Raw genomic sequence first — 22,761 nt, 5'->3', positions numbered from 1 at the left:
TTGGCAATATTTCTGTACCTTTGAGTAAACCCAAATCCTACTTGTAAACTCTCTTAATCATTTATGCTGAAAAAAGAGAGAACACATGGGAACACTAGTACATTTTAAAGATCTCTATTTAGAGGCATTTGACGATTGCAGACCTAGCTTTGTAGTACTTTTTTTGAAAGGGTACTCTATATTTTGCGCGGCCATGTTTTTATTGGCCGTTTACGCATTTTTATACAGGGCTTTTACTGGCTTTGAATTTTAAGCCGCGAGAAACACTCTTTTGCAAGGACACTAAATATGTAAAATGAGCAAAGGGGTCATCCAAATTGGATGACCCCTTTTTCTTGGACGAATAAACTCCTCTTTTATTTTCTTTTCATAGCGGATTCCAATACGGCCTGAGCGTCCGTGGCATTGGAAAGTTTTGCATATTTCATTGCGGTCATACCTCCATCGCAACGTTTTTTAAGGTCTGCGCCATTAGCGATAAGCACCTTTAAGACTTCGGCCTTATTGTACCGGGCCGCATAGTGAATAGGAGCCTTGCCCAAAGATTTTTGGTTGACATCCTCTCCAAGTTCGATAAATTTTTTCACGGTATCTACATCCCCTTGCATTACTGCTTTGCAAAAAGCGCTTAGGTCTTCTGGGGAAACCATCTCGGTTTTTGCTTCCCTTTCAATGGATTTCAACTCGTTGGCAGAAATACCGCTTAGGGCAAACATGCAAAGCATGGCCACTGTAAAGATTGTTTTTTTCATGATGATTTGTTTTTGATTAATGAATTTACTTGTTATTAAAGTAGACTTCTCAAATTCAAAGATGTTACAGGGTTAACATTTAAATAACTAAATTTTAACAATAATTCAATTTTAACGCAATATTATTAACAACTCCATAATCACAATTTTAAAGAAAAACTAGGGCATCCAATCAGATCATTTTACTTTTGCAATACAATCTTTAGCTATGAACAAAAAGGTAATTCTCATGATTTTGGACGGTTGGGGCAAATCCCCTGACCCAAAGGTTTCGGCCATAGAAAAAGCACATACGCCATTTATTGATTCCTTATATACAAAGTATCCCGATGCCGATCTATACACCGATGGAATGAACGTCGGTCTTCCTGAAGGGCAGATGGGAAATAGTGAGGTGGGGCATATGAACCTTGGTGCTGGAAGAATAGTATATCAAGATCTTGCCAAAATAAACAAAGCGGTTAAAGAGGACACCTTAAAAAACGAGAAGGTCTTAAAAGAGGCTTTTGCCCATGCCAAATCGAACAATAAACCAATCCACTTTTTAGGCTTGGTTAGTGATGGTGGGGTGCACAGCCATATCAATCATCTAAAAGCATTGATCAAAGCTGCCGATGAAAGTGGTGTGGAACAATCGTATGTACATGCCTTTACCGATGGTAGGGATGTTGACCCAAGAAGCGGAAAAGGGTTTTTAGTGGACCTTAGCAATTATTGTTCTGATAAAAAAACCAAATTGGCCACGGTTGTTGGTAGGTACTACGCCATGGACCGTGACAAACGTTGGGAACGCGTAAAAACAGCTTATGACGTAATGGTCAATGCTGCTGGAGAAAAAATTAAAGATATTGGCAAGGCCATGCAAAAAAGTTATGATGATGGCGTTACGGACGAATTTATCAAACCTTTGGTATTAACAGATGCAGCCAACGAACCAATTGCCACCATAAAAGACGGAGACGTTATTGTATTTTTCAATTTCAGGACAGATCGTGGCCGAGAACTCACCCAAGCCTTGAGTCAGCAGGATTTCCATGAACAAAACATGCACAAGCTGGACCTGTATTACGTTACCATGACAAATTATGATGATTCTTTCAAAGGAATTAAAATCATATTCAATAAAGAAAATATTAAGGATACTCTAGGTGAAACACTTGCCAAAAATGGCAAAAAACAAATTCGGATTGCGGAAACGGAAAAGTATCCGCACGTTACCTTTTTCTTCAACGGAGGTCGTGAGGAACCTTTTGATGGCGAACAGCGTATTCTTTGTCCATCTCCCAAAGTGGCTACATACGATTTGCAACCAGAAATGAGTGCATACGAAATCCGAGACTCCATTATTCCCGAACTGAAAAAAGGCGAAGTGGATTTTGTTTGTCTAAATTTTGCCAATCCCGACATGGTTGGGCATACCGGTGTAATGGAAGCTGCAATCAAAGCTTGTGAAACTGTGGACCAATGTGCAAAAGATGTTATTACAGCAGGATTGGAAAATGGCTATTCCACCATAGTGATTGCAGATCATGGTAACTGTGACACCATGGTCAACCCAGATGGAAGTCCGAATACTGCACATACCACAAACCCGGTTCCTCTTATCTTAGTGGATGAGGATATCAAAGAAATAAAGAGTGGTGTTTTGGGCGATATTGCCCCTACCATCCTAAAATTATTGGGAGTTCCACAACCTGATTTGATGACCCAAAAACCATTGGTATAATCAAAGATGTTTCTAAATCGATAGATTCAATTTATCTTTGCCGCTATGATTCACGTAAAAACAGAAGAGGAGATTGAGTTAATGCGCGAAAGTGCTTTGGTCGTTTCCAGAACTTTGGGCATGTTGGCCAAGGAAATAAAGCCCGGTGCAAATCCATTAAAATTGGATAAAATGGCCGAGGAATATATTCGCGAACAAGGAGCCGTTCCAGGTTTTTTGGGTATGTACGATTTTCCAAACACCTTGAACTGGAGTCCAAACGCACAAGTGGTTCATGGAATACCGGGAAATGAACTTCTAAAGGAAGGTGATATTATATCCGTAGACTGTGGCGCCGTTAAAAATGGTTTCCATGGCGACCATGCTTACACTTTCGAGGTTGGCGAGGTTGAAGAGGAAACAAAAAAATTACTTCGGGTAACCAAAGAGTCGCTTTATATAGGTATTCGAGAACTTAAACTGGGCAATCGCGTTGGCGATGTTGGCTATGCCATTCAAAAATATACTGAAGACCATGGTTACGGTGTGGTTCGGGAATTGGTTGGCCACGGCTTGGGCAGGGAACTGCATGAAGACCCACAAATGCCAAACTATGGCAAAAGAGGTAGAGGTAAAAAGTTTATCAATGGAATGGTTGTGGCGATTGAGCCCATGATAAATATGGGAACCAAGCGCATAAAACAACTTAAAGATGGCTGGACCATACTAACCGCCGATGGGAAACCCAGTGCCCACTTTGAGCACGATGTGGCCTTGGTGGACGGAAAACCGGAATTACTGTCCACATTCCAATATATTTATGAAGCGTTAGGCGTAACCAGCGACGAAGAAGATGAGTTCCGCAGCAAGAAATTGGTGCTTTAATTGTCAGTAATCTTTATATTGACGCCAATACACAATTTTACAAATATGAATCACCTATGGAAAAGAGATTTCAGCATTTGTTAGCATTCGTGATAATTCATGTGATTCGTGTCAAAAATATTTAAATACTTCCTCAATCTAATTCCTAGGCCTATACTTATTCGGTTAAGCTATTGGATACGCCCATTGATTGCTTTTTCCCTAAAGGGAAACAAGTTTACAGATCCAATTGATGGCAAATCTTTTAGAAGCTTTCTACCTTACGGTTACGAGAATCCAAGAGAGAATGTGCTTTCCCCATCCACCTTGTCCCTGGAAAGGCATCGATTGCTATGGCTCTATATAAATAATGAAACGGAATTCTTTAAGAAACCTATAAAACTACTTCACTTTGCGCCAGAACAGGCGTTTTACAATCGCTTTAAAAAGCTAAAGAACTTAGAATACACTACTACTGATCTAAATTCTCCTTTAGCCGACGTAAAAGCAGATATATGCAAGTTACCCTTTGCGGACAATGCTTTTGATGTGATCTTGTGCAACCATGTGCTGGAACACATCCCTGACGACACTAAGGCCATGCAAGAATTGTATCGTGTGATGAAACCTGGAGGCTGGGGGATTTTTCAAATCCCACAAGATTTGGCAAGGGAAAAAACCTTTGAGGACGATTCTATTACTGACAAAAAAGAACGTGCACGTATTTTTGGCCAGTACGATCATGTCCGCATCTATGGCAGAGATTACTTTGATAAACTACGAAGCATAGGATTCACCGTCGAAGAGGTGGATTACACCAAAATGCTATCCATAGAAAACGTTGACAAATACCGTTTAGCGAAAGGAGAAATTATTCCTTTGGTAAGAAAATAATCACTTCTGGATCAAAGCCTTGAATCCGGGAGTAAAAAACTCTTGGACATCCCCATTTTTATCCAAATGGATGATATAAGCCTCCAACTCATCATGTTTAGCGAGCAATTGTTTGGTGTCTTCCAAATCCATTACCATAAACGTTGTGGCATACGCATCTGCAACCGCACAAGTTTTTGCCACTACGCTTGTTGCCAAAACATTTGAGTTTTTGGTATATCCTGTTTTTGGGTTTATGGTATGCACGTACTTTTCCCCGGTTTTGGAATCCACCCGGAACTTTCGATAATTACCAGATGAGGCCATGGCCATATCCTTTAAGGAAACAATCTGTTTTAGTTGGCGACCGGTACTTACTTGCGGATCATCTATTCCCACAGACCAAGGCTTACCAGAGTTTATATTAGTTCCCTTTGCCAGTATTTCACCACCTATTTCAACCAAATAATTTTTGATGCCCTTTTCTTCGAGCATAGCACCCAATCGATCAATGGCATACCCCTTTGCAACGGCATTAAAATCAAAACGAATAGAGCCATGTGTCTTAGTGATGGTATTATTTTGGTTCAATTTGACCTTTTCCCACCCTACATAAGCCAATAAGCTATCCACACGGAGGCTATCCAGTTCAATTTGTTTGCCTGGACCAAAACCCCATGCATTGGCCAAAACACCAACAGTGGGGTCAAAATAGCCATCGGAGGCATTGTAAACTGTGCTAGAAATACCAAAAACTTCTTTAAACATCCCATCGACAACTATGGTGGAATCACCATCGTTAATTTTGGATATATCCGAAGAGGGTATATACGTGGACATGGAGTGGTTCAACACTTGAAAGACAGAGTCTATCTCCTTTTTATAATCCAGTTCGTCATCTGCAATATAAATGATTGAATATGTGGTGCCAAGTGCATTTCCACGTATTTGATTTTTAACCTGCTCCTTGGGTGTACAGTTTAAAAAAAGTACTACCCATCCTATTAACAACACTTTGCCCCGCATCTATATCTCAATTAAACCTTGATAATCCACTATATATTCTTCATCCAAATACAAGGGCTCGGTTCTGTCCGATGCATTGGAAAGACCAACTCCCGCAAAATAAGTTCTTGCTTCAAACTTTTCAGCATGTTGCTTAACAGTCTCCATGAGCCCATCATCATAGTTCTTTGGATTTAAAGGAAACTCAATATTACGCACCACAATAAAATGTAGCACCTTATCCTTTAGGCATACATATTGTGGATTTTTTTTGAGCTTGCTATTGATGGCCATAAATTCAAAACCATTGGCCTCCAACTCACGACCAACAATGTTCATGGCGAGGTTATGCAATTCCTGTTCTGTAAGCTCTCTTCTCATAAACAACAAAAAAACCGATGCTGAGAGCATCGGTTGGTTTTATTTATACCTCTCGACAATGCTCGAGGTGATAATGATGGTTTGTTTTTAACCTCCAAAATCATCAAACCTGATATTCTCATCTGGAATACCAAAGTCTTCTCCCATTTTTTGAACAGCTTTGTTCATCAATGGTGGACCACAGAAATAGAGTTCAATATCTTCTGGAGCTTCATGATGGTTCAAATAATTATCGATTACGCAATTATGAATAAATCCAACAAAACCATCCCCCTCATCATCAATACTTTCCTTGACTTTCCAATTGTCCTCTTCCATCGGCTCTGAAAGTGCCAAATAGAATTTAAAGTTAGGAAACTCTTTTTCCAATTGTTTAAAATGGTCAATGTAGAACAATTCTCTTTTGGAACGTCCACCGTACCAATAGGTAACTTTTCTATTAGTTTTTAATGTTCTGAACAAATGGTATAAGTGGGAACGCATTGGAGCCATTCCTGCACCACCACCAACATATAACATTTCTGATTCGGATTCGTTGATGAAAAATTCACCAAATGGACCGGAAATAGTTACTGGATCACCTTCTTTCAAACTAAATATATAAGATGAGGCAATACCCGGGTTCACATCCATCCATCCGTTTTTGTTACGATCCCATGGTGGGGTCGCAATACGAACGTTAAGCATGATTTCTCTTCCTTCTGCTGGGTAAGAAGCCATGGAATAGGCTCTCTCCACAGTTTCAGGGTTTTTCATCACCAACGGCCACAAGTTAAACTTATCCCACTCCGCTTGAAATTTGTCTGGAGTTTCGTGTTCTTCTGGGTGTGCCGTAATATCTATATCTGAATACTTTACCTCACATGGCGGTATCTCTATTTGGATATATCCTCCGGCTTTGTAGTTCATATCCTCTGGAATTTCAACTACAAATTCCTTGATAAAAGACGCTACGTTATAGTTACGCACAACTTTGGCATCCCATTTTTTGATACCAAAAACCTCTTCTGGAATGGTGATATCCATGTCTTGCTTGACCTTAACTTGACAGGCCAATCGTGCTCCTTCTTGTAATTCTTTCTTGGAAAAGTGTGGGGTTTCTGTAGGCAATGCCTCACCACCACCGGATAACACGTGACATTCGCATTGGATACAAGTTCCACCTCCACCACATGCAGACGGCAAGAATATTTTTTGGTTACCTAGAGTTGTAAGCAAAGAACCTCCGGAACTCACTTCCATTTCTTTTTCACCATTTATGGTAATCGTTACAGGTCCGGATGGGGACAATTTTTCTTTAGTGAACAATAAAAGTGCCACTAGAGCTAGCAACAAAACAAGAAATGCTACAACTGTAATTATAATGGTACCTCCGGTACTTGCGGCTAATATCATCTTTATTTGTTTATGGCTTCGTTATAAGAGATTGTTTCTTTTTTAGCTTCAATCTCCTTTTTTAATTCTTTTTCTTCTTTGGTTTCAACAGTAGTATTTTGAATTTCTTCTGGCGGATCGTTGTCTCCTGTGAGCATACCACCAAAGCTTTGGAATCCAATTCCCATTAAACCTGTGATTATAAATGTTATCCCCAAGCCTCGCAATGGAGCTGGCACATTGGAATATCTAATCTTTTCTCGAATGGCTGCGATGGCCAAAATCGCCAAGAACCATCCTATACCTGAGCTTATACCATAATTTAAGGCCAATCCAATATTTGGAATTTCCCTTGCTTGCATAAAAAGGGAACCACCAAGGATCGCACAGTTTACAGCGATCAAAGGCAAGAAAATACCTAGTGAGTTATACAGGGACGGGGAAAACTTTTCAACTACGATCTCTACTAGCTGAACCATTGTTGCAATAGTTGCGATAAACAGGATAAATGATAGAAAACTAAGGTCATAATCAGCGTATTCAGGGCCTAGCCAAACTAAAGCTCCGTCCTGTAACAAATATTTATCCAACAACCAGTTTAATGGTACGGTAACACCCAATACGAATATTACGGCAGCACCTAAACCTACAGCAGTGGTCACTCTTTTGGATACGGCCAAATAGGAACACATTCCCAAAAAGACCGCAAACACCATGTTGTCTATGAAGATTGATCTAAAAAATAATTCTAAATGCTCTAACATGCTTTCTTATTTTATGCTTCTTCAATTAATGCTCTATTTCTGGAGCGTTGTACCCAAATAATAATTCCCACAACAATCAATGCTGCTGGAGGAATAATCATAAAACCATTGTTTTCATATCCTATGGCATACAATCCAGTTTTTGCGATTGGATCACCCAATACTTTAATACCGAAAAGTGTACCAGACCCCAACAGTTCCCTAAAGAAACCAACGATTACCAAAATCACCCCATAGCCCAGTGCGTTTCCTATTCCATCGAGAAAAGCCCTACGCGGACCGTTTCCAAGAGCAAATGCCTCAAAACGCCCCATAATAATACAGTTGGTAATGATAAGCCCGATAAATACTGATAAGGTTTTACTAAGGTCATAAGCAAATGCCTTCAACACTTGATCTACAATTATCACCAAGGCTGCCACTACAACGAGCTGTACAATAATCCTAATTTTTGATGGGATTATATTACGTATAAGTGAAATCACGACATTACCGACACCCATTACAAACAACACGGATATTGCCATTACCACAGAAGCTTTTAGTTCTGCCGTAATTGCCAATGCTGAACAAATTCCCAATACCTGAATGGTAATCGGGTTATTGTCTCCCAAAGGGTCTTTTATCAGATTTGCATCTTTTTTTGATAGTAGCGCCATATTAATTGGTTCTAATAGTTTCTAAATAAGGTTTGTAAAGCTCAAGGCTCTCTTTAATCATTGCGGATATCCCATTTCCAGTAATGGTGGCACCTGCCAAAGCATCTACTTGATAATCTTCTTTGTCGTTGTTCAAAGGATCATTGTTTCCTTTTGCCACTTCAACACCTACATAAGTATTGCCTCTAACGACCAGTTCTCCTTCGAAATCATCCATAAAGAAGCGTTGGTTGATGTTTGAACCTAGCCCGGGCGTTTCTCCTTTGTGATCAAAAAAGACACCTTTGATTTCCATATTTTCACCAACAGAAAGGTATCCCCAAATAGCATCCCAAAGTCCTTTACCGTACATGGGAATGATATAAAATTTTTCACCATCCTTTTCACCGATCAATAGAGGAAGTTCGGCTTTACCTCCTGCTTTGGCCGCGGCCAATGCTTTCTGTACATCGATCAAGTATGCATTTTCCTTTTCAGTTGCTTCGGAACCGTCCCAAACCAACTGTTGTGTAATGTATTTAGAAAATTCACTCTCCACATCGGTAGTCGGTATAAATGAAACGTCTCCATCTCCTTCGTTTTCATTGACTCCCATGGCATAAAGAATGTTCTGTTGCTTTTCAAAGCGTTCGTTCTCATCAATCATGGGCTTAAGGCCAGATGCAACGAAAGCAAGTAGCGATCCCACAACAACAACCATTAAGACTGCGAAAATGATCGTATAGCTATTTTTCTCTGTATTGATTGCCATAATTAAGCTGTTTCCGTTTTTAGTGTATCAACCTCATCCGAAGCTTTTGGATATATGGTTGCGGTCTTAAATCGTTTCAATCTCTTTTTAATGTTACCTTTTAACACGTAGTGATCAATGGTAGGTGCAAAAACGTTCATCAATAAGATGGCCAAGAACACACCTTCTGGATACCCTGGATTAAAGACCCTGATCATAACGGATAAGAATCCAATAAAAAATCCATAATACCATTTCCCTTTATTGGTCTGCGATCCTGTAACGGGGTCTGTAGCCATAAAAACAATACCAAAGGCCAAACCTCCTACCAATAAATGCTGCCAGTAAGGAAAACTCATTAAGGTGTAGAACTTACTATATTCTGGTAACCAACCTGCATTAACAACACCATTAAATATAAGCCCCATGACCAAAGCACCTACAACGGCACTTACCATAATTCTCCAAGAGGCTATTTTAGTGAAAACCAAGAAAAGTCCTCCCAATAGTATTAATAAGGTAGATGTTTCACCAATCGAGCCTGGAATAAACCCATAGAACATATCGGCCAGCGAATAACTATAATCGGAGCCTTGAGCCAAGGATCCAAGCACTGTCTCCCCAGAGATGGCATCTGCCGTTCCAGCTCTTTCCACTGCTTCGTGTACCCAAACTTTGTCTCCACTCATCCACGTTGGATATGCAAAAAACAAGAAGGCACGAATCGTCAAGGCTGGATTTAAAATATTCATTCCGGTACCACCAAATACTTCTTTACCAATAACAACCCCAAAAGCAACCGCTATGGCCAACATCCAAAGTGGTGTATCTACAGGAACAATTAGTGGAACCAGCATCCCGGTCACCAAATACCCTTCTTCTACCTCGTGTCCTTTATTTACTGCGAATAAAAATTCGATAGCCAGACCAACTCCGTAGGAAACTATTACCAATGGTAACACTGTTACAAGTCCAACCCATAGGTTATCCCATGTCAAAAAATGCTCCATTAGGGAGAAATTCTCCGGAAACCCATTAATCGCAGAAAAGTGTTGGTAGCCCGTATTGAACATACCGAACAACAGACATGGAACCAAGGCCAATATCACCGTGTTCATGGTACGTTTTAAATCATCCGCAGCACGAACATGAGACCCAGAATGAGTGGTTTCGTTAGGTGTATAAAGAAATGTGTGCAGTGCATTAAAAGCAGGGGCCATTTTTTTGCCCTGATACTTAAGTTTTAGCTGATGTAATTTATCTTTCATGCCCATATTATCCAAGTTCTTTTTGCAACAAATCCAATCCTTCCCTGATTATTTGTTGGTGTGGTTGTTTTGATATGCATATGAATTCCGTCAAAGAGAAATCTTCAGGAGCCACTTCATAAAGTCCCAATTGCTCCATTTCGTCCAAATCCTTTACCATACAGGCCTTCAATAATTGAAGTGGATATATATCCAGTGGAAAAACCTCTTCATATCTACCCGTTAAAACGAAGGCTCTATGCTCTCCATTTGTATTGGTATCCAAATCATATTTCTTTTTAGGCTGCAACCAAGAAAAGGTCAATGCCCTAGTGGACGATATTTTATCGAATACCGGCTTGTTCCATCCGAAAAATTCGTAATCATCTCCTTCTGGAATTGCGGTCACTGTGTTGTTATAAAATCCGAGATATCCTTCTGTATTGGTTTTGGAACCTGTGAGCACATCTCCGTTAATCAACCTGAACCTATCTTCGTTTACGCCACTTGCGTACAGGAATGTTGAAATTTCGGCACCGATTTTTGTAGTGTAATATTTAGGTGCTTTGATCACCGATCCAGCCAATGCAACAATTCGTTCCGCATTAAATTTTCCTGTCAACAAAAGTTCTCCCAACATAACAAGATCCTGTGGTGAAATGGTCCATACCGTTTCCCCTTTATTCACTGGATCAATTTTGTTTATTTGGGTTCCCACTAAACCTGCGGGATGTGGACCAGAAACCTTATGAAGCTCTATTCCTTTAATATCATTGAAAGGTGACCTACTGGATTTTCCAATGGAAACATGAATTTTACCTGGTGTAAGTTTACCAAGACCCATTATTGCCGCCTGAATCTCCTGCTCTTTATCTTTCAAAACAAAATCAGCATCCGCAGCCAATGGAGCGGTAGTGTATGCCGAAATAAAAATTGCTTTAGGAGTTACGTTAGGGTCAGCAATCATATCGTAAGGCCTTTGCTTAATAAACGGCCATCCTCCACATTGTAACAGGTAGGACTTTATGGCCTCCCCATCTGCGGTATCCAAATCCGGCACCTTATTAATCACGTAAGCCTGTTCTTTATCTGCAAGAATCTTAAGTGTCAAGATTTTTCTTCTTGCCCCCCTAACAATTTCCACAAGCTCACCACTCACTGGAGAAACAAAGTGCATCTCTTCGTTGTTCTTATTATAAAAGAGAGGCTCGCCCGCTTTTATATCTTCCCCTTGTTTTATTAACATTTTTGGAGTGATTCCATGGAAATCATCTAAGTTCAGGGCGTACACGTTACTGGTAACTGCTTTGGCAATAGTCTGCTCTGCTGCCCCTACGAGGTTGATATTCAACCCCTTTCTAATCCGGATGTCTTTAGACATATTGTTGTAGATCTTTTGTTATCAAAATCGAACGCAAAAATAGTACTAAAAGGATAGTTTTCATAATAAATAACCATAAAAATGGGATTATGTCGAGCTTAATTCGCTGGGCATACTTTTTGCTTAACTTTACCCAAAATTGTTGCCTTTGATGCGTTCCACATACATTTTGCTCCTATTTGGTTTTATATCCAATTTTACTTTTAGCCAAGTAATGGAAGAAATCAACCCGCCCGACAACATCAAATCAGTTGTTTTTAAAGGCCCTACAGATGACCAATTTCCAGTAATTGAACTAGGGGAATCCATGACTTTGGAGTTTGATGACCTAACCGCGAACGAACAGGATTACTACTACAAAATTTTTCATTGTGATTACGATTGGACACCATCTCAACTTTTAAAATCACAATACCTTTCCGGAATGGACAATCAACGGATCGTGGATTACGAAAACAGTTATACTACTTTACAGCCCTACTCCAATTATAGACTTACCATTCCAAATGAAAATACGGGATTAAAAGTCAGTGGTAACTATGTATTGGAAATTTACAATAGCTACGGGGACCTTCAATTCTCCAGAAGGTTTGTGGTCTATAGGAATGCCGTAACAGTAGAGGGAAATATAAGAAGGTCGAGAGACTTTGAATACATCAACACAAAACAAGTTGTACAGTTCAATATAAATACAGCTGGCTTCAATGTTGTAAACCCTAAACGGGAAATTAAGGTTGCGATCCTACAAAATCATCATTGGCCCAGTGCCCTTTATAATATTACACCTCAATTCACCATTGGCACAGAGCTAGTATATAAATATGACACGGAAACCAGCTTTTTTGGAGGAAACGAATATTTAAACTTCGACACAAAAGATCTTCGATCCCCAACGTTTGCAATATCCAATATTGAAATGAGAGACGTGTACCACCATTATCTATTCACCAATGAATATAGATATGACAAGGAATATACCTATTTTCCAGATATCAACGGGGATTTTGTGGTACGTACACTCCAAGGCGACGATGTTTCCAGGGAGGCAGAGTACTCCAAGGTTCATTTTAGCCTGCCATACACAGATTTAATCGGCCTTGATGATGTTTACGTGATTGGTAAATTCAATAATTACGCATTGGACGAGCAGAATAAAATGATCTTCAACGAAGAAAACGGTAAATTTGAAACAGCCTTAACAATAAAACAAGGGTTCTATAACTATAAGTACGTTGTTCAAAAACAGGACGGTTCCATTGACCCAAACCTTGTGAGCGGCAATTTTCACTTTACAGAGAACAACTACCTCATCTTGGTATATTATCGTGATTTTGGCAAATTGTACGATAGTATAATAGGCATAGGCTCCCTAAACTCCAGAAATATAAGTAATTAATTATCTTTAGTTCCAAATCCTGAAAAAAGGTATGGGAAAAAAAGATGGATTGATCAGCAAAGGACGCTACGAACTCAAGTTTCGGGGCGTAAAATGCCTAAACTGTGGGCACCCGCTGGATGTAAGCGATAAGTATTGTCCTAATTGCTCTCAAGCAAACAGCACCAAAAAGCTAACTTTAAAAGTTTTTTTTGATGAGTTTTTTTCTAGCCTCATTAATTACGACTCCAAACTTTTAAGAACATTATCAGCCCTTTTATTAAGGCCTGGTAGAATAACCAAAGACTACGTTAATGGCAAAAGGATAACCTACACCAATCCTTTTCGTTTTTTGTTGAGCTTGGCTTTTCTATATTTTTTGTTGATCACCTACAACAACCGCTTTTCCAGTTTTGATACTACTTTCAAAAACTATGATGGAACCATTTATAATGGCTCCCCTATAAAATTTGATGTAGATTCGGGCGACTTTGAAGTAGATAGTGTAGCACTGGAAAAACAATCTAAAAACGCCATACATAAACTTGACTCCATCACTAATGAAGACCCTGAATTATCGCCTCAATTAGAGTTCCTGGACTCCTTAGGTGTTTTTATGAGCACTATAAATGATGTGAAAAAACAAAAAGACTCATTTATGAATGCCGACCCACCGGGCTATTTTAAGAGTCTTGAAAAAGAATCAAGAAAGAATAGACTCTCTAAAAAGGTTGAGTTTTTTAGACATTTTATCAAAAAAGACACCCTATTAAATTTTCAGCAAGCCCAAGAGAAATACAACATCGATAAAACCAGTACCAATACAATGGCCTTCAATTTTTCCAATAGTATTTTGAAGGTAATGAGCCAACCTGGCACATGGATCAACGAGACCATTTCCAAGCTCCCTTTTATCATATTTTTCTTTCTACCGGTGTTCACTGTATTCATTTCGCTGGTTTACATCAGAAATAACTATACCTACACCGATCATCTTATTTTTAGTTTTCACAATCAGTCACTCTTGTTTATATTGCTGACCCTAAGCCTCATATTGGATACCATTTTCAATATTGATAGCTCAGGTATTTTCTTGTTGATTTTCGGGCTCTATTTATATAAGGCCATGAGAAAATTTTATGGACAAGGAAGGTTTAAAACTATTGTGAAATACATCTTTCTGAACACTATATTTATGATCTTGGCTATTTTCACGATTATACTCACGTTTGCAGGAAGCGGTTTAACCTATTGATTGTTATGTTTACACAGGTAACCAAAGGAATTAAAATTTCGGTGAGCACCACCTTCGAAGGCACTTTCTTCAAAAACTATAAGGTGCACTATGCATTCGGATATACAGTAACTATTGAAAACCTCGGTAAAGACACGGTACAACTAATAGCACGACATTGGGATGTATTCGATGCACTCAAAGAAACAGAAACGGTTGACGGGGAAGGTGTGATAGGAAGAAAACCTGTAATAAAACCAGGAAAATCCCATACATATAGCTCTGGATGCCTATTGGCATCACCAGTAGGAGCTATGCGCGGCCATTACCATATGGTAAACTTCACCGATGCTGAAGGGTTTGAGGTTGAAATTCCAACATTTAAGTTTGTAGCTCCCTTTGCCATAAATTAACCCACATCATTTTATACTCAATAGCAGTCTTAAACTCCCGGTAAAATTGCAGACCTTTATTATACAGTATGGGCAAAAATCTTTTTCCCAACAGTTTTTGTACACCTCAAATACAACACTGACCTGATTTCAGTTTACGATAATTTTTCATCTCTAACTCCAATATACAAGAAGAACAAGCATGTCAAATGCAATTTATATGTAAATTTAACGTTAACTAATTGTAAACTTATCGCAATTAATTTAAATTTACATCACAAAATCAATTGGTTATGACAGATAGAATAGATGAATCGGGAAATTTGATGATTAAAAAATATCAGCAGTTATGGCAATATGCAAAGAACTACGCCAGAAAATGTAGATTGGTCTACAAGAGAATGTACAGCATCTAGGTTAACCCTTAAATTTTTGAGGTAGGTACACCACTTTCTTGGTCTCGAAAAAATCCTCTTCAAAATATTCATTTAATTCAAATACCTGAATAGTGCTGTAGTCCTTCAGCTCCTCATCAAGGTCTCCACCTTTTAAATAAAGTATGCCATTTTTTCGCTGATGTGCGGAATCTTTTTTAATCTTTCCTTTGGTCCAATGCACAAAAGTGGGCATTGCTGCAACAGCTCTACTTACAATAAAGTCAAATTGACCAGGAATGTCCTCAACACGTGAATGATAGGTTTTTACATTCTCCAATTGTAATCCTTCCACCACTTCGTCCACCACTTTTATCTTTTTTCCAATAGCATCAACAAGGGTAAATTTTACATTTGGGAATAAAATGGCCAACGGGATTCCAGGAAATCCTCCCCCTGTACCAACATCTAAAACCTCCGCTCCCTCATTAAATATTTGAATCTTGGCAATTCCCAGTGAATGCAAGACATGCCTTAGGTACAGCTCATCGATGTCCTTTCTGGAAACCACATTTATTTTTTGGTTCCAATCGTGATATAAACTCTCTAATTTATAAAACTGTTCTTTCTGCTCATTGCTGAGTGTCGTAAAATATTTGAATATTAGTTCAGTTTTCATATATCAAACATTAATTTTAACAAAGCTAATACTTTTAAACACCTTAACACCGTTCTAACACAACAGTATGGGTACGAAAGAAGCATTTTAATTACCTTTGTAAAAATTTATTATATGGATAAGAGTACCATCCGGTTTTCAAGAAAGGATTCAGCACAATTTTTTAGAACACTGAACAAGCGAGTAAACGAATACTTTAAAGAAAACAATATAAAGAAAACCGGGAATTGGAAACTTCACATGAAAACCATTGTGATGTTCGCCATTTTTTTGACCCCCTACTTTTTAATTTTAACCCTTGATTTGCCTTTTTGGGGCTATCTTCTACTTTCCGTTACCATGGGAATTGGAATGGCCGGAGTTGGTATGAACGTGATGCATGATGGAAACCATGGTGCATATTCCAACAAGAAATGGGTAAACAAACTAATGGGAAGCAGTATATATATCTTGGCAGGAAATGTATATAACTGGCAAGTTCAGCATAATGTGCTTCACCACACCTACACCAACATCCATGAGCATGATGAGGATATGGAAGCTGGAAGAGTTTTAAGGTTCTCCAAACACGCCGAATGGAGAAAGCACCATAAATTCCAACATTATTATTCCATTTTGCTATATGGTCTATTGACCTTTAACTGGGCCATAACTACAGATTTCCAACAAATGTACCGTTACATGAAGAGGAAATTAAGCTACGGAAAACTACCCAACCCGGTAATAAACTGGAGTACATTGGTCATCACAAAAGTGATCTATATAACCATTTGGATTGTTCTCCCAATGCTCCTTGTTGATATTGCATGGTGGCAAGTCTTATTAGGATTCTTTATTATGCACTACGTTGCAGGGGTGATTCTAAGCGTTGTTTTCCAGTTGGCGCATATCGTGGACCATGCGGACACTCCCTTGCCGGACAAAGAGGGCAACATGAAAAACACTTGGGCCATACACCAATTATTCACTACTGTAAATTTTGGCACTAAAAACAGAATTGTAAATTGGTTTACTGGCGGATTGAACCATCAGGTGGAACACCATATATTCCCCAACATCAGTCATATACATTACACAAATATTTCCAAAATTGTGAAACAGACTGCTCAGGAGTTCAATTTACCGTACCACGAATATAAAACTACCAGAAAAGCTATAATTTCGCACTTCAAACACTTAAAGGAGCTAGGTAAAAAACCTACCCTTCAATATCAGTAAAAACGAAGTATCAATGAACAACCATTTATCTGACAGGATTAAGAATATGTCCACGTCAGCAACTTTGGCCATGGCAGCCAAAGCACGGGAATTACGAAACGAAGGAAAGGATATTATCGGTTTGAGTTTGGGGGAACCCGATTTCAACATTCCTGATTTTATCAAAGATGCTGCAAAGCAGGCCATCGACGAAAATTATAGCAGCTATACACCTGTTGACGGTTATGCAGAACTTAAAACCGCTATTTCCAATAAGTTTAAGAGAGACAATAACCTTGAATATGGGTTGAAACAGATTGTGGTATCCACGGGTGCGAAACAATCTTTGTTCAACGTTGCCATGGTCGTTCTTAATCCAGGAGACGAGGTGATTTTACCTGCGCCCTACTGGGTTAGTTACAGCGACATTGTAAAATTGGCCGAAGGTGTGCCGGTAGAAGTCACTACAGAAATCGATACCGATTTTAAAATGACACCTGAACAACTGGAAGCAGCGATTACTCCAAAAACCCGCATGATTTGGTTTAGTTCTCCATGCAACCCAAGTGGTTCGGTGTACAGCAAGGAAGAACTGGAAGGTTTGGCAGAAGTATTAAAAAAATATCCGAACATATACGTCGTATCCGATGAAATTTATGAGCATATCAATTTTTCCGGTGGTCATGTGAGCATCGCTGGAATTGATGGTATGTACGAGAGAACAGTTACCATAAATGGAGTATCCAAAGCATTTGCCATGACAGGATGGCGTATTGGATACATTGGTGCTCCAGAATGGATTGCCAAAGGATGCATCAAACTACAAGGTCAGGTAACCAGTGGTGCCAACGCAATTGCCCAACGTGCAGTTATTGCCGCATTAGATGCTCCTGTGAGCAAAATCCAATATATGATCGACAAGTTCAACGAAAGAAGAGATCTTGTTCTCCAACTTCTCGGTGAGATAGACGGATTCAACCTTAATGTACCAGAAGGAGCATTTTATGTGTTCCCCGATATTTCCTCATTTTTTGGAAAAACATTGAATGGTAATTTGATAAACAACGCTTCCGATTTCTCTCTTTATTTATTGGAACACGCGAATGTTGCCACCGTAACCGGTGAAGCTTTCGGAAACCCTAATTGCATCCGTATATCGTATGCAGCATCAGAAAAAGAACTAAAAGAAGCTATTACCAGAATCAAGGCTGTGCTTTAACTAATTTGTACGCCATGCTGAACTTGATTCAGTATTACGTCATCAATTTTAAAAAAACCTCTTGGAGTTATACTTCAGGAGGTTTTTTAATTAGGTCTTTCTCCAGAAATATGGCGTAAGCACTATCAGCACAGTAAACAATTCCAAACGTCCTGAAAGCATTAGGAAACCACACCACCATTTACCCGCTGCGGGAAGACTGTTAAAATTACTCAACGGATCCAAACTACCAAACGCAGGTCCAACATTGCCAAGTGAAGAAGCCGACCCGCCAATTGCTGTTACAAAATCCAAACCCATCAAACCAAGAACCAACGAGCCTATGATGAAAAGCAACATATATAGAACAAAGAACCCAACTACATTATAAACAATGTGCTCTGTCACGGTTTTTTGATTATAGCGAACAGGTATCACCGCATTAGGGTGTAAGGTTCTCTTAAATTCCAAAATACCATTCTTAATAATCAATAAATGTCGCATCACCTTGATTCCTCCTGCAGTTGATCCCGCAGAGCCGCCAAGGAACATGAGACCAAAAAAGAAAATCGTTAAAAATGGTGTCCAAGATGTAAAATCCGCCGATACAAACCCTGTTGTTGTTATTACGGCCACAACTTGAAACAAAGTATGTCGGATTGCACTTTCCGCCTCACCCAAAACCATGGGATGAAAATCCGATTCGGGCACATCAGCTTTAAAATACACACCTAAAGCTGCCATAATTGTAAATACCACGATAAACCCAAGGTAATACTTAAACTCCTCATCTTTAAGTATGCGCTGCACTTTTCCTGTTAAAGCAAAATAACTGAGTACAAAATTACTCCCAGCCAAAAACATAAATAGAATGATGATATATTGGATCAAAGGTTGATCGTTCCAAAAAGCCAAACTGGCATTTTTGGTGGAAAACCCACCAGTCGACATGGTTGCCAATGCATGATTTATGGCATCAAAAAAAGACATACCCGCAAGTTTAAGCAATAAAGTTTCCAATATTGTATAACCAAAATAAATGAGCCATAACCGCTTTGCAGTATCAGTAATCCGGGGATGAAGCTTATCCCCTCCAGGGCCAGGTGCTTCAGCTGCGAACAGCTGCATTCCACCAATTCCCAAAAGCGGTAAAATAGCAATGGCAAGTACAATAATCCCCATTCCTCCAATCCAGTGTGTAAGACTACGCCAAATCAATATTCCTTCGGGCAACGCCTCTATATCATCCACGATAGAGGCTCCTGTCGTAGTGTAACCGGACATCGTTTCAAAAAAGGCATCGGTAATGGATGGAATCGACCCTGAAAATAAATAGGGCAACATTCCAGAAATGGACATCACTATCCACCCAAAAGTCACTACGATATACCCTTCTTTACGTTTTACCAATTTTTTATGGCCTCTTGTGTAAAACATTGCCATAATACCAAAAAGCATGGTAACAATGGCGGCCAACATAATATCCATGGTGGCACCATCTTTATAAATACCACTGGCAAGTGCCGCCAAAAGCATAAAGGACCCATTGCACAGCAGCAATAGCCCCATAATGTGGATAATGATTCTTGTGTTCAGCTTCATTAGAGGAATAGCTTTTCTATTCTTGGAATGGCCTTGGGCAAGCAACAGACCACCACTTTATCCCCTTCGGCAATTCTAAAATCACCCAAAGCAATAATTCCTTTTCCATTTCTAATAACCCCTCCAATACTTGCTTCTCTCGGAAAGTTTAATTCCCTTATAATTTCTCCGTTCACCAATGAAGATGCCTTCACCTCAAACTCCAAAATTTCCGCATTTAAGTTGTTTAACCGGGTAAGGGCAAGAACTTCTCCTTTTCGCATATGCCTAAATATGCTATTTGCGGCCAAAAGTTTTTTATTAATCAGGGTATCTACCCCAATGGATTGGGACAGTTGAAAATAGTCCATATTTTCTACCAAGGCGATCGTTTTTTTTATTTTTTTACTCTTGGCGACCAAACAGGACATTATGTTGGTTTCTGAATTGCCCGTAACCGCAATAAATGCATCCATTGACTCCAAATTCTCCTCTTCCAAAAGCTCTACATTTCGCCCGTCTCCATTGATTACAAGGGCGTGGGGCAAATCATCTGCAATATCAAAAGCCTTTTCCTTATTTTTTTCAATAAGTTTTACGTTGAACCTTTTGTCACAAAGATCTCTGGCTGTTTTATACCCCACCTTGCTCCCACCGAGGATCATTACATTTTTAATTTCTTGTTTTTGCATTCCAGAGAGTTTGTACAGCTCTTCCACTCCTTTGTCAGAAGTAATAAAGTAAACTTGATCACCTTCCTTAAAAATAGTGTCACCTCTTGGAATTAAAGTGAATTGTGTACCCTTTCGTTGCAGGGCGATGGGCATAAAATTGAGTTCGGGAAAAATCCGTGCTGCCTCTTTTACCATTTTCCCTACGAAAGGGGCCGTCTTAGGGAGGATAACACCGAACATGGTCAATAAGCCTTCTTCAAACTGGTAGGTATCATTAAAGGCGGATTGATTAAGCATTAATTGGATTTCCATAGCGGCTAACCGTTCTGGAGATATCAACTCATCTATCCCTAAATCCTCAAACTTGATTAGTTCTCGATTGTCCATGAACTCTGTGTTGGATATACGGGCCATGGTACGCTTACATCCCAATTGCTTCGCAAGAACACATAAGGTCAAATTTGTAGTTTCGGACGCCGTTACCCCGATTACCAGATCAGACCCATCTACTTGGGCATCTTGTAACACCTGGATAGAGGTGGCATCGCCACGGAGCACGCGAATGTCCAAATGATTATCCGCATAGGACAATCTTTCCTTATTGGTATCAATCAAACTAATCTCCTGGGCTTCGTAGGACAATAATTTTGCCAAATGAAATCCCACTTCACCAGCACCTGCAATAATTATTCTCATTGATTAGAATAGGATGGGTTCTTAAATAAATTCTATTTGCGCATTACATCGAATGCCAAGAAAGGTATGCCGCACTTAAACTACATATTTATAACCATATAGGGGCAAAAATTCCCTTTGAAGAGCAAAATTACATAAATATTTTAGTACACTGCCCTTTAGCTAAATTGTATATTTGCCCGTAAATTAAAGTGATGTCGAAAAAGGTGACCCCATATAAAGAATCTGAACTTGGTAAAAAAGAACAGGTAAAACAGATGTTCGATAATATATCTGAGAATTACGATGGCCTTAACCGAGTAATTTCCTTTGGAACAGATATTAAATGGCGGAAACGTATCGTAGCTTTTTTAAAGGACAAATCACCACAGTCCATCTTGGATATTGCAACTGGCACAGGTGATCTTGCTATTGCCTTGACACATACAGGTGCAAAAAAAATAGTTGGACTCGACCTTTCCCCTGGCATGCTGGAAGTGGGAAAGAAAAAGGTGAACAATAAAAATCTACAATCCACAGTTGAAATGGTTGTGGGTGACAGCGAAAACCTTCCATTTGAAGACAGCTCCTTTGATGCCATTACCGTAGCTTTTGGTGTAAGAAACTTTGAAAACCTAGAAAAAGGTCTACAAGAAATTTATCGCGTATTAAAGCCCGAAGGTCATTTTTTAGTTCTAGAGACCTCGGTACCCACCAAAACCCCATACAAACAAGGATACCGAATATATTCCAAATATGTTTTGCCTACTATTGGCAATTTATTCTCAAAGGATAGGTCGGCCTACGCTTACTTAAGTGAATCGGCCTCAGTTTTCCCACATGGTGAAGCATTCAACAATATTTTAAAGAAAATCGGGTTTATAGGAGTAGAGAACAAACCACAGACCATGGGTGTTGCATCCATTTATGTCGCATCAAAATAGAGTAATGAAAAATCTCCTTATCCTTTTTGGACTGCTAATCATATCAAATTCCAGCGCCATTGCCCAATTTGGGAGCGACCCCATTTTAAACCTTCAGAACGAGGATAAGAAATTTTTGAACTGGGGTTATTACCTTGGTTTTAACCAATACGACTTCCAATTTGAGTATAAAGATGATATTGGACGGGATATTTTGGTGGACAAAAGTTATGGTTTTAACGTTGGATTGATCGGTGAACTAAGAATCAATGAATTCTTAGATGCCCGGGTAGAACCTGGTTTACTCTACACTTCTCGAACCCTTGGCTTCCCTGGTTTCTCTACCGAAGCAGAGGCCATACGCGAGGTACGATCAACGTACATTAGGTTTCCATTACTACTTAAAGCAAGTACACGTAGAATCGGAAACTGGAAACCATTTATTATGGGAGGAGTATACACTTCCATAAACCTAGGTAGTAATGAGGATAGTTTGGACGATAACAGTACTGGACAATTCCGGATGAAACAAAAAGTATATGGTTACGAATTAGGCTTTGGAATTGACCTTTACACCGAATACTTCAAATTTACACCTTCGATACGTGGAGTTTTTGCTCTAACCGATGAACTGGTGAGGGATGAAGACCCCAATAGTCCATGGACCGGGAATATCAATGCAATGCGTACCCGTGGTATTTTTATCAATTTCACCTTTGAATAA

24 protein-coding genes are annotated in these 22,761 nt (G+C 39.3%); 12 read left to right on the top strand and 12 right to left on the bottom strand.

Annotated features, from left to right (window positions below):
- Positions 1–85: 85 nt before the first annotated feature.
- On the top strand, positions 86–253 hold the full coding sequence (locus tag MWU56_RS16635; protein WP_317236555.1) for a DUF6747 family protein: 168 nt from the start codon (positions 86–88) through the stop codon (positions 251–253).
- Between the two features lie 103 nt (positions 254–356).
- Here MWU56_RS16635 and MWU56_RS14500 read toward each other — a convergent pair whose 3' ends face one another.
- A complete protein-coding gene (locus MWU56_RS14500; RefSeq protein WP_247045563.1) occupies positions 357–752 on the bottom strand; it encodes an ankyrin repeat domain-containing protein in 396 nt (131 codons plus the stop codon).
- Positions 753–960: 208 nt separating this feature from the next.
- Here MWU56_RS14500 and gpmI point away from each other — a divergent pair, with 208 nt between their 5' ends.
- From gpmI to MWU56_RS14485, 3 genes are all read left to right on the top strand, one after another.
- On the top strand, positions 961–2,478 hold the full coding sequence (gpmI, locus tag MWU56_RS14495; RefSeq protein WP_247045560.1) for a 2,3-bisphosphoglycerate-independent phosphoglycerate mutase: 1,518 nt from the start codon (positions 961–963) through the stop codon (positions 2,476–2,478).
- Between the two features lie 45 nt (positions 2,479–2,523).
- Positions 2,524–3,342: a type I methionyl aminopeptidase gene (map, locus tag MWU56_RS14490; protein ID WP_247045557.1), complete on the top strand. Its 819-nt coding sequence runs from the start codon at positions 2,524–2,526 to the stop codon at positions 3,340–3,342.
- A gap of 108 nt (positions 3,343–3,450) precedes the next feature.
- A complete protein-coding gene (locus tag MWU56_RS14485; RefSeq protein WP_247045555.1) occupies positions 3,451–4,215 on the top strand; it encodes a class I SAM-dependent methyltransferase in 765 nt (254 codons plus the stop codon).
- On the opposite strand, the gene MWU56_RS14480 is transcribed toward MWU56_RS14485, so the two are convergent.
- The 8 genes from MWU56_RS14480 to MWU56_RS14445 form a co-directional block, all read right to left on the bottom strand.
- Positions 4,216–5,220, bottom strand: coding sequence for an FAD:protein FMN transferase (locus MWU56_RS14480; RefSeq protein ID WP_247045553.1), 1,005 nt, complete (start codon positions 5,218–5,220; stop codon positions 4,216–4,218).
- Entirely contained in the window at positions 5,221–5,580 is a 360-nt protein-coding gene (locus MWU56_RS14475; RefSeq protein ID WP_247045757.1) for a Na(+)-translocating NADH-quinone reductase subunit F, read from the bottom strand.
- Positions 5,581–5,667: 87 nt separating this feature from the next.
- Positions 5,668–6,975, bottom strand: coding sequence for an NADH:ubiquinone reductase (Na(+)-transporting) subunit F (gene nqrF, locus MWU56_RS14470; RefSeq protein ID WP_247045551.1), 1,308 nt, complete (start codon positions 6,973–6,975; stop codon positions 5,668–5,670).
- Between the two features lie 2 nt (positions 6,976–6,977).
- Positions 6,978–7,718, bottom strand: coding sequence for an NADH:ubiquinone reductase (Na(+)-transporting) subunit E (gene nqrE, locus MWU56_RS14465; protein ID WP_247045549.1), 741 nt, complete (start codon positions 7,716–7,718; stop codon positions 6,978–6,980).
- An 11-nt stretch (positions 7,719–7,729) separates the two neighbouring features.
- On the bottom strand, positions 7,730–8,377 hold the full coding sequence (locus MWU56_RS14460; RefSeq protein WP_247045547.1) for an NADH:ubiquinone reductase (Na(+)-transporting) subunit D: 648 nt from the start codon (positions 8,375–8,377) through the stop codon (positions 7,730–7,732).
- A gap of 1 nt (position 8,378) precedes the next feature.
- Entirely contained in the window at positions 8,379–9,128 is a 750-nt protein-coding gene (locus MWU56_RS14455) for a Na(+)-translocating NADH-quinone reductase subunit C (protein ID WP_247045545.1), read from the bottom strand.
- A 2-nt stretch (positions 9,129–9,130) separates the two neighbouring features.
- The gene (locus tag MWU56_RS14450) at positions 9,131–10,381 is read right to left on the bottom strand and encodes an NADH:ubiquinone reductase (Na(+)-transporting) subunit B (RefSeq protein ID WP_247045543.1); all 1,251 of its coding nucleotides are present in this window, start codon (positions 10,379–10,381) and stop codon (positions 9,131–9,133) included.
- A gap of 1 nt (position 10,382) precedes the next feature.
- Complete coding sequence (locus tag MWU56_RS14445) at positions 10,383–11,735, bottom strand: Na(+)-translocating NADH-quinone reductase subunit A (protein ID WP_247045541.1); 1,353 nt, start codon at positions 11,733–11,735, stop codon at positions 10,383–10,385.
- A 151-nt stretch (positions 11,736–11,886) separates the two neighbouring features.
- On the opposite strand from MWU56_RS14445, the gene MWU56_RS14440 reads away from it, so the two are divergent.
- The 4 genes from MWU56_RS14440 (at position 11,887) to MWU56_RS16580 (ending at position 15,152) form a co-directional block, all read left to right on the top strand.
- Entirely contained in the window at positions 11,887–13,131 is a 1,245-nt protein-coding gene (locus MWU56_RS14440) for a type IX secretion system plug protein domain-containing protein (RefSeq protein WP_247045539.1), read from the top strand.
- A 31-nt stretch (positions 13,132–13,162) separates the two neighbouring features.
- Complete coding sequence (locus MWU56_RS14435) at positions 13,163–14,365, top strand: DUF3667 domain-containing protein (RefSeq protein WP_247045536.1); 1,203 nt, start codon at positions 13,163–13,165, stop codon at positions 14,363–14,365.
- A 5-nt stretch (positions 14,366–14,370) separates the two neighbouring features.
- Positions 14,371–14,757, top strand: a complete 387-nt coding sequence (gene apaG, locus MWU56_RS14430; protein WP_247045534.1) for a Co2+/Mg2+ efflux protein ApaG — start codon at positions 14,371–14,373, stop codon at positions 14,755–14,757.
- A 272-nt stretch (positions 14,758–15,029) separates the two neighbouring features.
- A complete protein-coding gene (locus tag MWU56_RS16580) occupies positions 15,030–15,152 on the top strand; it encodes a hypothetical protein (RefSeq protein ID WP_262917835.1) in 123 nt (40 codons plus the stop codon).
- 1 nt (position 15,153) lies between these two features.
- Here the strand turns inward: MWU56_RS16580 and rsmG are convergent, their stop codons facing one another.
- Positions 15,154–15,789 carry a 16S rRNA (guanine(527)-N(7))-methyltransferase RsmG gene (gene rsmG / locus MWU56_RS14425; RefSeq protein WP_247045532.1) on the bottom strand — a complete coding sequence of 212 codons (636 nt, stop codon included), beginning with the start codon at positions 15,787–15,789 and terminating at the stop codon, positions 15,154–15,156.
- 114 nt (positions 15,790–15,903) lie between these two features.
- On the opposite strand from rsmG, the gene MWU56_RS14420 reads away from it, so the two are divergent.
- Both MWU56_RS14420 and MWU56_RS14415 read left to right on the top strand, forming a co-directional pair.
- Positions 15,904–17,007 carry a fatty acid desaturase family protein gene (locus MWU56_RS14420; RefSeq protein ID WP_247045530.1) on the top strand — a complete coding sequence of 368 codons (1,104 nt, stop codon included), beginning with the start codon at positions 15,904–15,906 and terminating at the stop codon, positions 17,005–17,007.
- A 13-nt stretch (positions 17,008–17,020) separates the two neighbouring features.
- The gene (locus MWU56_RS14415; RefSeq protein ID WP_247045528.1) at positions 17,021–18,205 is read left to right on the top strand and encodes a pyridoxal phosphate-dependent aminotransferase; all 1,185 of its coding nucleotides are present in this window, start codon (positions 17,021–17,023) and stop codon (positions 18,203–18,205) included.
- A 90-nt stretch (positions 18,206–18,295) separates the two neighbouring features.
- Here the strand turns inward: MWU56_RS14415 and MWU56_RS14410 are convergent, their stop codons facing one another.
- Entirely contained in the window at positions 18,296–19,786 is a 1,491-nt protein-coding gene (locus MWU56_RS14410) for a TrkH family potassium uptake protein (RefSeq protein WP_247045527.1), read from the bottom strand.
- A complete protein-coding gene (gene trkA / locus MWU56_RS14405) occupies positions 19,786–21,135 on the bottom strand; it encodes a Trk system potassium transporter TrkA (protein ID WP_247045525.1) in 1,350 nt (449 codons plus the stop codon). Before trkA ends, MWU56_RS14410 begins: the two co-directional genes overlap by 1 nt.
- 194 nt (positions 21,136–21,329) lie before the next feature.
- Between trkA and ubiE the strand changes: the two genes are divergently transcribed.
- Positions 21,330–22,058: a bifunctional demethylmenaquinone methyltransferase/2-methoxy-6-polyprenyl-1,4-benzoquinol methylase UbiE gene (ubiE, locus tag MWU56_RS14400; RefSeq protein ID WP_247045523.1), complete on the top strand. Its 729-nt coding sequence runs from the start codon at positions 21,330–21,332 to the stop codon at positions 22,056–22,058.
- A 4-nt stretch (positions 22,059–22,062) separates the two neighbouring features.
- Positions 22,063–22,761 carry a porin family protein gene (locus MWU56_RS14395; protein ID WP_247045520.1) on the top strand — a complete coding sequence of 233 codons (699 nt, stop codon included), beginning with the start codon at positions 22,063–22,065 and terminating at the stop codon, positions 22,759–22,761.

The sequence above is a fragment of the Allomuricauda sp. F6463D genome (assembly GCF_023015965.1).
Classification (GTDB): Bacteria; Bacteroidota; Bacteroidia; order Flavobacteriales; family Flavobacteriaceae; genus Flagellimonas.
This window is presented reverse-complemented; position numbering and strand designations above follow the sequence as displayed.

Bases quoted from the DNA above. Each gene is read 5' to 3' on its own strand.
- MWU56_RS16635 (WP_317236555.1), top strand. From the start codon at position 86: ATGGGAACACTAGTACATTTTAAAGATCTCTATTTAGAGGCATTTGAC.
- MWU56_RS14500 (WP_247045563.1), bottom strand. From the start codon at position 752: ATGAAAAAAACAATCTTTACAGTGGCCATGCTTTGCATGTTTGCCCTA.
- gpmI (WP_247045560.1), top strand. From the start codon at position 961: ATGAACAAAAAGGTAATTCTCATGATTTTGGACGGTTGGGGCAAATCC.
- map (WP_247045557.1), top strand. From the start codon at position 2,524: ATGATTCACGTAAAAACAGAAGAGGAGATTGAGTTAATGCGCGAAAGT.
- MWU56_RS14480 (WP_247045553.1), bottom strand. From the start codon at position 5,220: ATGCGGGGCAAAGTGTTGTTAATAGGATGGGTAGTACTTTTTTTAAAC.
- MWU56_RS14475 (WP_247045757.1), bottom strand. From the start codon at position 5,580: ATGAGAAGAGAGCTTACAGAACAGGAATTGCATAACCTCGCCATGAAC.
- nqrF (WP_247045551.1), bottom strand. From the start codon at position 6,975: ATGATATTAGCCGCAAGTACCGGAGGTACCATTATAATTACAGTTGTA.
- nqrE (WP_247045549.1), bottom strand. From the start codon at position 7,718: ATGTTAGAGCATTTAGAATTATTTTTTAGATCAATCTTCATAGACAAC.
- MWU56_RS14460 (WP_247045547.1), bottom strand. From the start codon at position 8,377: ATGGCGCTACTATCAAAAAAAGATGCAAATCTGATAAAAGACCCTTTG.
- MWU56_RS14455 (WP_247045545.1), bottom strand. From the start codon at position 9,128: ATGGCAATCAATACAGAGAAAAATAGCTATACGATCATTTTCGCAGTC.
- MWU56_RS14450 (WP_247045543.1), bottom strand. From the start codon at position 10,381: ATGGGCATGAAAGATAAATTACATCAGCTAAAACTTAAGTATCAGGGC.
- MWU56_RS14445 (WP_247045541.1), bottom strand. From the start codon at position 11,735: ATGTCTAAAGACATCCGGATTAGAAAGGGGTTGAATATCAACCTCGTA.
- MWU56_RS14440 (WP_247045539.1), top strand. From the start codon at position 11,887: ATGCGTTCCACATACATTTTGCTCCTATTTGGTTTTATATCCAATTTT.
- MWU56_RS14435 (WP_247045536.1), top strand. From the start codon at position 13,163: ATGGGAAAAAAAGATGGATTGATCAGCAAAGGACGCTACGAACTCAAG.
- apaG (WP_247045534.1), top strand. From the start codon at position 14,371: ATGTTTACACAGGTAACCAAAGGAATTAAAATTTCGGTGAGCACCACC.
- MWU56_RS16580 (WP_262917835.1), top strand. From the start codon at position 15,030: ATGACAGATAGAATAGATGAATCGGGAAATTTGATGATTAAAAAATAT.
- rsmG (WP_247045532.1), bottom strand. From the start codon at position 15,789: ATGAAAACTGAACTAATATTCAAATATTTTACGACACTCAGCAATGAG.
- MWU56_RS14420 (WP_247045530.1), top strand. From the start codon at position 15,904: ATGGATAAGAGTACCATCCGGTTTTCAAGAAAGGATTCAGCACAATTT.
- MWU56_RS14415 (WP_247045528.1), top strand. From the start codon at position 17,021: ATGAACAACCATTTATCTGACAGGATTAAGAATATGTCCACGTCAGCA.
- MWU56_RS14410 (WP_247045527.1), bottom strand. From the start codon at position 19,786: ATGAAGCTGAACACAAGAATCATTATCCACATTATGGGGCTATTGCTG.
- trkA (WP_247045525.1), bottom strand. From the start codon at position 21,135: ATGAGAATAATTATTGCAGGTGCTGGTGAAGTGGGATTTCATTTGGCA.
- ubiE (WP_247045523.1), top strand. From the start codon at position 21,330: ATGTCGAAAAAGGTGACCCCATATAAAGAATCTGAACTTGGTAAAAAA.
- MWU56_RS14395 (WP_247045520.1), top strand. From the start codon at position 22,063: ATGAAAAATCTCCTTATCCTTTTTGGACTGCTAATCATATCAAATTCC.